Below are 7,267 nucleotides of genomic sequence, written 5' to 3' on the forward strand. Positions count from 1 at the left end.
ACCTTGACGCTTAACAGCGCCGAGTTGCACAACCAGAACGGCTCACTGCTGGGCAGTGCGATTGCCCTGGACTTCGGCAACGCCACGGGCGACCTGTATAACGCCGGTGGCCTGATCACCAGCGCAGGCAACCTGACCATCAGCCACTTGCGCGACCTGAGCAACCAGGGCGGCGAACTCTCCAGCGCGCAAACCGTGAACCTCAGCGGGCGCACGCTGGACAACAGCGGCGGCAAGTTGATCAGCAATAACCAGCTGGTACTCACTGCCGAAAACCTGATCAACCAGAACGGCCTGATGTCTGGCTGGCAAGGCCTGAGCGTCAGCGGCGCCAACCTGGACAACCGCAACAACGGCACGCTGTCGAGCCGCTATGGCGACCTGAATGCCACGCTGACCGCCAGCCTGCTCAACAGCGGTGCGGGCGCACTGGTCAGCCAGAAAGCGCTGACCGTTAACGCCGCCCAGTTGGACAACAGCGCCAACGGCGTGCTTTCCAGCGCCACCGGCCAGACGCTCACCGTCGCCGGTTTGCTGAACAACGCCCAAGGCGGCGTGATCGACAGCGGTACGGCGCTCACACTGAACGCGCAGAACCTGGATAACACCGCGGGCAGTATCACTGGCGGCACCGACACGCGTCTGGACCTGCTTGCCACCCTGACCAACACCAACGGCAAATTGGCCAGCGGTGGCCCGCTGCTGATCAGCCGTGCGGCGCAGGTCAACAACCAGGGTGGCCAACTCGCCAGCCAGGGTTTGCTGACCTTATTGACCGGCGGCCTGGATAACCGCAACCGCGGCACACTGGCCGCCAATGACCGCCTGAGCATCACCGCCAGTGGCCTGGTGCAGAACGGCAGCGATGGCTTGATCTACAGCCAGAACGCGGACCTCACGCTCACTGCCAACCGGCTGGACAACAGCGCAGGCGCAGTGCAAAGCCAAACGGGCCTGGCCCTGAACGTGGCCGACGCCGTCGACAACCAAAGTGGCAAGCTGATCGCCCAGGCGGGCGACCTGAACGTCAGCGCCGCCAGCCTCGACAATCGGGGCGGCACCCTCGCCAGCCTCAAAGCCTTGCTGCAGACCCGAGTCGTCGGCGTGCTGCGCAACGGTTACGACCTCAACAACAATCGCCAGGGCGGCGTGATGCAGGGGCAAACCCTGGACCTGCAAGCCGGCACCGTGGACAACTACGGCGGGCGCATTTCCGCGCAGGGCGGCAACGGCCTGGTCACCACCGGCAATTTCGATAACCGCAACGGCGGGCTCTATGCCAAAGGCCTGATGCGCGTGGTCGGGCACGACTTCGATAACAGTGGCGATAACGATGGCCAGATAGCTGCCCAGCAGATCGATCTCGACCTGAGCGGTGCACTGAACAACCGCTTGGGCATTGTGGAAAGCGAATCCACGCTCAAGGTGCACGCGGCCAGCCTCGACAACCAAACCGGGCGCTGCGTGCGCTGGGCGCCGGTGGTACGACCGAATTCGCCATCGGTGGCGTGTTCGACAACCGCAACGGCGTGCTCGAAACCGCCAACAACGACCTGCTCCTGACTGCCGGCAGCTTGCAGAACCTTGGCGGCAGCGTGCTGCACGTCGGCACCGGCAACTTCGGCATAGCCCCCGCCAACCTCAACGACGTGGGCGGCAGCCTGGTCACGCGGGGTGACCTGACCATCAGCCAGGACAACTGGACTAACAGCAGCGTCATCCAGGCCGGGCAACTGACGGTCAACGTCAACACCCTCGACCAGACCGCGACCGGGCAACTGCTCGGCGCGCGGCGCTTTATCGGCAGCGGCGGCAACTGGACCACCAACGGCCTGATCGCCAGCGACGGCGACCTCGACCTGACCTTGAGCGGCGCGCTGAACAGCAGCGGGCGCATCAGCAGCCTGGGCAAATTGAACCTTACGGCTGCCCAAGCGAGCTTGAGCGACACCGCCAGCATCGCCGGTGGTGGCGTGACAAGCGCAACCATCAGCGGCGTGCTGAACAACCGCGGCCGCCTGACCTCGGCCACCGACTTGCTGATCAACGCCGGCACGCTCAACAACTACGCCACCTTGGGCAGCGGGCAAACACTGACCGCCACCACCGGCGCGTTGCTCAACGACCACGGCCTGATCTTCAGCGGCGCCGACATGAGCCTGCGTGTGGCGTCGTTGAACAACAGCTACGGCGACGTCTACAGCATGGGCAACCTGAGCGTCGATCGCGACGGCAAGGGCGGCTTGGCCGACAGCATTATCAACAGCTCGTCGAGTCTGCAAAGTGACGGCGACCTGAGCCTCGCCGCGGGCTCGATCAAAAATGAACGTGCGGTGCTGACCGTGAATAACGCGGGCGTCTACACCGCCTCCGCCACTGAAGGCACCTGCATCGAGTCGGTTAACGCCGGTGACTGCAGAGCCGGCGGCACGCCGCGCAACTACGTATGGGAACTGGTGACCCGCGACAAGCTGGAAGTATTGGCCGCCAGCGCGGGCTCCAGCATCACCTCGGGCGGCAACATGACGCTGACTGGCGGCGATTTGCTCAACAGCAGCAGCTCTATTGCTGCCGGTGGCAACTTCACCGCACGCCTGAACAGCCTGGTTAACACCGGCATCGAAACCGGCGAAACCGAAACCTATCGGCTGTTTACTTCCGAGCGCACCAAGCACCCGGATGGCTGGTTCAGCGCCGCTAGCGCACTGACCGATAAGTATTGGTACAAAAGCCCGGATTACACGCCCAATGACCTCGGCGGCCTGCAAGCGGCCGTCGCCAACTTCATCGGTTTGATGGAGAGCGAGAAAACCCAATTCGGCAAAGTCACCAAAATCGCCAGCGATGACCAACGCTACGCCGCGGTGATTCAGGCCGCTGGCGCGGTCGACGTCAAGGCGCAAGCCGGTATCGACAACAGCGTTGTACGCCTGGGTTACCACTACATTGGCGCGGGTGCGAAAACCGCGACCGCGGCCACCGGTGCCAGTGGCGCCGCCGGTTACTCGACCCTCGTGACCCTCAATCAGCAACTGCCGCCTGACTTGGCCCAACAGCAGATCAACCCGCTGAGCTTGCCGGGTTTTGCGTTGCCGAGCGGGCAGGGTGGTCTGTTCCGCCTCAGTGGTGAAAGCGCCAGCGCGCCTGCCAGCACCGGCCCTCAACCGTGGACGTTGGGCGGCGGCACCGTCGACCGCACTGCGGCTACCGGCCCGGTCGTGCCGGGTAGCGGCACTTCGGCCGATGGCGTGGTGATCAACCGCGTGCAAGGCCTGCCCGACAGCCAGTTCGTCTCCAACCCGCAAAAGTACCTGATCGAAACCAACCCGGCGCTGACCAACCTCAGCCAGTTTTTGAGTTCTGATTACATTCTGTCCAAGCTGGGTTTTGACCCGGACCAGGCACAGAAACGCCTCGGCGACGGCCTCTATGAACAACGCCTGATCCAGCAGGCCGTGATTGCTCGCACCGGCCAGCGCTTCATCGATGGGCAGACCAGCGATACGGCGATGTTCAAGTACCTGATGGACAACGCCCTCGGCAGCCAACAGGCACTCAACCTGTCGGTAGGCGTGAGCCTCACCGCCGAACAAGTGGCGGCGCTGACCCACGACATCGTGTGGATGGAAAACGCAACCGTCGCCGGCCAGCAAGTGCTGGTGCCCGTGCTCTACCTGGCCCAGGCCAACAACCGCCTGGCGCCCAACGGTGCACTGATCACCGGCAGCGACTTAAGCCTGGTGTCCGGGGCTGATCTGAACAACGTCGGCACCTTGCGCGCCACCAATAACCTCGCTGCCAGCGCTGGGCGCAACATGGTCAACAGCGGCCTCACCCAAGCGGGCAACCGCCTTGATCTGCTCGCCGGCAACAGCCTGACCAACCGCGCCGGCGGCATCATCGCCGGGCGCGACGTCAACGTAGGCGCGGTGAATGGCGACGTGCTCAACGAGCGCAGCGTCATCAGTCACCAGAGCAGCAGCGGCTACCGCACCGAACGCACCGACTTCGTCGACAACGCGGCGCGCATCGAAGCCGCCAACAACCTGACCGTGCAAGCCGGCCGCGACGTCAACAGCGGCGGCGGCGCGCTTAAAAGCGGCGCCGACACGCAGATACAAGCTGGGCGTGACGTGAACCTGGCCACCGCTGAACAGCGCAATGCCAATACCGTCAGCACCTACGCACGCAGCAGCAGCGTGGCGCAGTACGGCACGGTTGTGGAGGCAGGGCGTGACTTTCAAATTGTGGCTGCGCGGGACATCAGTGCGATTGGCAGCCAGTTGAATGCAACGCGTGATTTGGCGATGGCGGCCAAGGGCAATGTGGTCTTGGCGTCGGCGGCGAATGAACAGCATGCGGCGTTTAACTCCAAAAAGGTCACCAGTCAGGAAGACCATGTGCAGCAAGCGGGCACATCGTTAGTGGCCGGTGACAACCTTTCCCTGAGTGCAGGCAACGACCTCGTCGTCAGTGCCAGCCGCGCGAGTGCGGGCAAGGAAGCCTACCTGTACGCAGGCAATGACCTGGCGCTGAACGCCGCACAAAACACCGACTACAGCTATTACCGTAAAACCAAAACCAGCAGCGGGTTGCTCTCCAGCAGCCAGAAGACGCGCATCGACAGCAGCAACTCAGTCACCCAGCAAGGCTCCTCCATCAGCGCCGACACCGTGGTCGTGCGTGCCGGCCGTGACATTGGTACCCGCGCCAGCGACGTCGTGTCCACCAACGCCACCAGCCTGATTGCCGGGCGCAATGTGCTGATCGACGGGGCGACAGAAACCGTCGAGCAAAGCCATTCGTCTTCGGTCAAAAAATCGGGACTGCTGAGCACTGGCGGCATCGGCGTCACCCTGGGTTCGAGCAGCAACAAGAACACCTCCACCAGCACTACCGAAACCACCCGCGCCAGTAACATCGGCAGTGTGGTTGGCAGCGTGAACGTCCAGGCCGGCAACGACCTGACCCTTCGGGGTTCCGACGTTGTTGCCGGTAAGGACATCAGCCTGGTTGGGCAAAATGTCAGCCTCCTGGCTTCCGAGAACAACAACCGCAGCGAGCAAACCTCCAAGAGCAAATCCAGTGGCTTGACCCTGGCGTTGTCCGGCACCGTGGGCAGCGCAGTGGATTCCGCTTACCAGACCGCCAAGCAAGCCAAGAACGAGGACGACAGCCGCCTCTCGGCGCTACAAGGTGTGAAGGCGGGCTTGACCGGCGTGCAGGCCTGGCAAGCGGCGCAACAGAACGGCGGCATGAACAGCGGCAACGCCAGCCAATTTGTGGGTATCAGCCTCTCGCTGGGTTCGCAAAAGTCCGACTCCAAACAAACCCAGGAGCAGACACTCAGCCAGGGCAGCAGCCTGACGGCGGGCAACAACATCACCATCGTCGCGGACGGCAATGGTACGCCCGGTGCTGCGGGTGACATCCGTGTTCAAGGCAGCAAGCTGCAAGCCGGCAACGAGATGCAGTTGGCGGCAGAGCGTGATATTCGCCTGGAAGCTGCGGCTAACAATCAAAAGCTCGACGGCAAGAACAGCAGCAGCGGCGGTGCCGTAGGCATCAGTGTGGGCGTAGGTTCGCAAGAGAGTGGCCTGAGCGTCTTCGCCAATGCGAACAAGGGAACCGGTAACGAAAAGGGCACCGGCACCACCTGGACAGAAACAACCCTGGACGCAGGCAAACACGTCAGCCTGATCAGCGGGCGCGACACGGCCCTCAAAGGTGCGCAGGTCAGTGCAGACAACATTACTGCCTCTGTGGGTCGCGACCTCACGCTGCAAAGTCTGCAAGACACCGATAACTACAAGTCCAAGCAGACCGATGTCAGCGGCGGCGTCAGTTTTGCCATCATCGGCAGCGGTGGCAGTGCAAATCTGAGCATCAGCAAAAGCAAGATCGACTCCAAATACCAAAGTGTGCAGGAGCAGACCGGATTATTTGGCGGTAAGGGCGGCTACCAAATTGATGTGGGCAACCACACGCAACTTGATGGCAGCGTGATCGCCAGCACCGCAACGCCGGACAAAAACCGCCTGAGCACCAACACCCTTGGCTGGAGCGTTTTAAAGAACAAGGCTGACTACACAAGCCAGTTGCAGAGCGCCAGCGCCAGCAGTGGCAGCGATGGCGCTGAAGGTTTCATCAGCAATATGCCGAGTGGCACCTTGATCGCCTCCAATCACGGCGACAGTGACAGCGGCACCACCTCGTCGGCGATCTCCAATGGAACCCTCGACCTCCGCGACCCTGCCAAACAGCAGCAGGATGTGGCGACGCTGAGCCACGATGTTGAACACGCCAACGGCGCCATCAGCCCGATTTTCGATAAGGAGAAAGAGCAGAAACGTCTGCGGCAGGTGCAGTTGATTGCGGATATTGGTACTCAAACCGTCGATATTGTGCACACGCAAGGAGAGCTCAACGCCCAGGAGGCGGGCCGCAAAGAACTGGCCGCTCAAGGCGTTGATAAGCCAACGAGTGAACAGATCGCTGCCAGCGCTGCGTACAAAAAAGTCATGGTTGACTACGGCGTCGGCGGTAACTACCCGCGCGTAGCTCAGGCCGTGACAGCGGCATTGCAGGGGCTGGTTGGGGGCGACATCGGTTCAGCCATTGCGGGCGCATCGGCGCCGTACCTGGCGCAAGTCATCAAGAAAACTACTGGAGACAACCTCGCACTCAACACCATGGCGCATGCCGTATTGGGTGCGGTGGTTGCGCAGGTACAGGGTAACTCGGCGCTGGCAGGCGGCGCCGGGGCTGCGACGGGCGAGTTAATCGCCCATCAACTTTATCCGGGTATAGCGGCGGATGATCTGACGCAGAAGCAAAAAGAGACGGTTTCAGCACTGTCCGGTTTGGCTGCCGGGCTGGCTGGAGGGATTGCAGGTGGTGACCTGAGCGGCGCAGTGACGGGCGCGCAAGCGGGTAGCAATGCTGTTCAGAACAACTACCTGAGCAAGGCGCAGAAAGCTCAGCGTGACGCGGAAATGGCCGGCTGCGAGGGCACGGTTTGCCGGACAGGAACTGCGACCAAGTGGATGGCGATCGACATCGCGCAAGACGCCAGTTTTACAGCAGGTACTGCCGCTGGCGCTGTGTTGGGGCTGAATGACGCCGTTGATAGCATCGTGCACACCGCTGGCAACCTTAGGGAAACGTACGCGGCCCTCAAGGCCGTGGTTGAGAGCGGCGGCGTTTGGGATTCGGTCAAACAGACGTACATCGACCGCATTGATAAATTGCAGGCACAGTTTGAAGA

2 protein-coding genes are annotated in these 7,267 nt (G+C 62.2%); both read left to right on the forward strand.

Annotation, left to right across the window (positions count from 1 at the left end; genetic code table 11):
• The first annotated feature begins 3 nt into the window (after nucleotides 1–3).
• Nucleotides 4–1,563 carry a hypothetical protein gene (locus tag F0169_RS28435; RefSeq protein WP_425274298.1) on the forward strand — a complete coding sequence of 520 codons (1,560 nt, stop codon included), beginning with the start codon at nucleotides 4–6 and terminating at the stop codon, nucleotides 1,561–1,563.
• Nucleotides 1,509–7,267 (forward strand): hemagglutinin repeat-containing protein (locus F0169_RS28440; protein WP_152746855.1); only part of this gene is annotated, 5,759 nt, incomplete at its 3' end. The genes F0169_RS28435 and F0169_RS28440, both read left to right, overlap by 55 nt.

Source organism: Pseudomonas kitaguniensis (assembly GCF_009296165.1).
In the GTDB taxonomy this organism is placed as follows: domain Bacteria; phylum Pseudomonadota; class Gammaproteobacteria; order Pseudomonadales; family Pseudomonadaceae; genus Aquipseudomonas; species Aquipseudomonas kitaguniensis.